Source organism: Polaromonas sp. P1_G4 (assembly GCF_056405475.1).
The window spans coordinates 1-1,532 of sequence record NZ_JBFUCA010000754.1; the positions used below are offsets into that span (position 1 = coordinate 1).

The following is a 1,532-nucleotide window of genomic DNA, read 5'->3' on the forward strand; positions in this document are numbered from 1 at the left end:
CCAGAAGGCAATGTGACCCTTGATGTTGTCGGCTTCGGGTTTGGGATCGGGGTAATACCAGGCGGCATCGGTGTTCATTTCCCCGTTGACCAGCAACGAGTAATAGCTGGCCTGGCCTTTCCAAGAACACATGGTGTGGTGGTTGCTGAAGGTCACGTAGTCGCGGTTGAGCGAGCTTTCAGGGAAATAGTGGTTGCCTTCCACCACCACGGTGTCGTCGCTTTGCGCAATCACTGCGCCGTTCCAGATGGCTTTCATGGGAATGTCTTTCTGCTCAAGCTGATGTTGAGGCTGCGATGAGATATTGATCAGTTGATCGGAAATTGGAAGAAACAGGGCTCCATGCTACCCCTCAGCGCAGGCTTGGGCCGGCCCGGGGGTTTATGAACCGTAGCGGACACGATGAGGGCCAAAAAAAAGCGCCGATGACGGACACCAGCGCTTTTGTTGAACCACCCTCTTCATGCCAGCATGAGCCGTGGAACCGGCTTTGCCGGGCCACAGGCGGGCGGCCCCCTCGGGGGGCAGGAAGCTACACGAAGTGAGCGACCGTGGGGGTCATGTTTTAGGCCAAACGGAGATTCTTGCCTTCAACAATCACCTTCGAGCCCACTGCCACGGCGCTGGAAAGCTCCATGTTGCGCACGGTGCCATCGTCCATGCGAACGCGCACTTCGTACACGGTGACCTTCTTCATGTTTTTCTCGATCTGGTTGCCGGCAAATGCACCGCCGGCAACACCCAGCACGGTCATGGCGGTTTTGCCATTGCCGCCGCCCATCTGGTTACCGACAAGGCCGCCGACAACGCCGCCGGCCACTGTGCCAAGTCCGATGGTGGTGTTACCCACATCCACACCATTCACTTTGCCCTGGCGTTGAACAGGGGTCACAGCTTCGACGGTGCCGCAGCTTGCGCAGACATTGGCGCGCGGCGAGGCTTGCGCGACCACGACCGGGCTGGTGTGCGGCTTGGCGGGCTGCGTGTGTTTGGACGTGTCCGCCGCCAGCTTGGAAGTTTGCGCAGGTTCATTGGCGGCAGCCGATCCACCCGGCTGCGCGTCGGACCGGTTGACGACCAGCGCGGCGGCCAGCGCCATGACGGTCACGCCGAGCACGGCAACGATGGCGACAAGCGCCTTGCTGTGCTGCAGGCGTTGCGAGAAGCCCGGCTGCGAGGCAGGCTGGGGTTGAACGGCGGGTTGATTAACTTGGTTGTTGGTGTCCATGATGGAACTCCTGTGTGTGAGCCCCGGTTGTAACAACACTGACGGATACATCCTGTAGGACGAAGTGACATTCGTAAGGAAAGCTTTCCGCGTTCAGGTGAAAGTGTGCGCTTTTGCGCACTTCAGCACGTGTTCACACCGCCCTCATACAGCCTTCACCCAGGCTTTACACGTATTTTTAGACGCCCCCATGGGGATGGGTCGGGTCCACCCACAGCACCGTGTCTGGCTTCTCCACAGGATCGATATCGAGGTTGATGGCAACCGCTTCGCCATCACTGCGGCACAGCACGCACTCCAGCAC

At 59.5% G+C, this 1,532-nt stretch carries 2 protein-coding genes and 1 pseudogene; all 3 read right to left on the minus strand.

Annotation, left to right across the window (positions count from 1 at the left end):
• Nucleotides 1–258: DUF427 domain-containing protein (locus AC1D1X_RS23020; RefSeq protein WP_477699301.1), on the minus strand; the 258-nt coding region annotated here is incomplete at its 3' end.
• A 307-nt stretch (nt 259–565) separates the two neighbouring features.
• Nucleotides 566–1,228, minus strand: coding sequence for a glycine zipper 2TM domain-containing protein (locus AC1D1X_RS23025; RefSeq protein ID WP_477671459.1), 663 nt, complete (start codon nt 1,226–1,228; stop codon nt 566–568).
• A 178-nt stretch (nt 1,229–1,406) separates the two neighbouring features.
• A pseudogene (locus tag AC1D1X_RS23030) lies at nt 1,407–1,532 on the minus strand (cupin domain-containing protein); the annotation flags it as partial.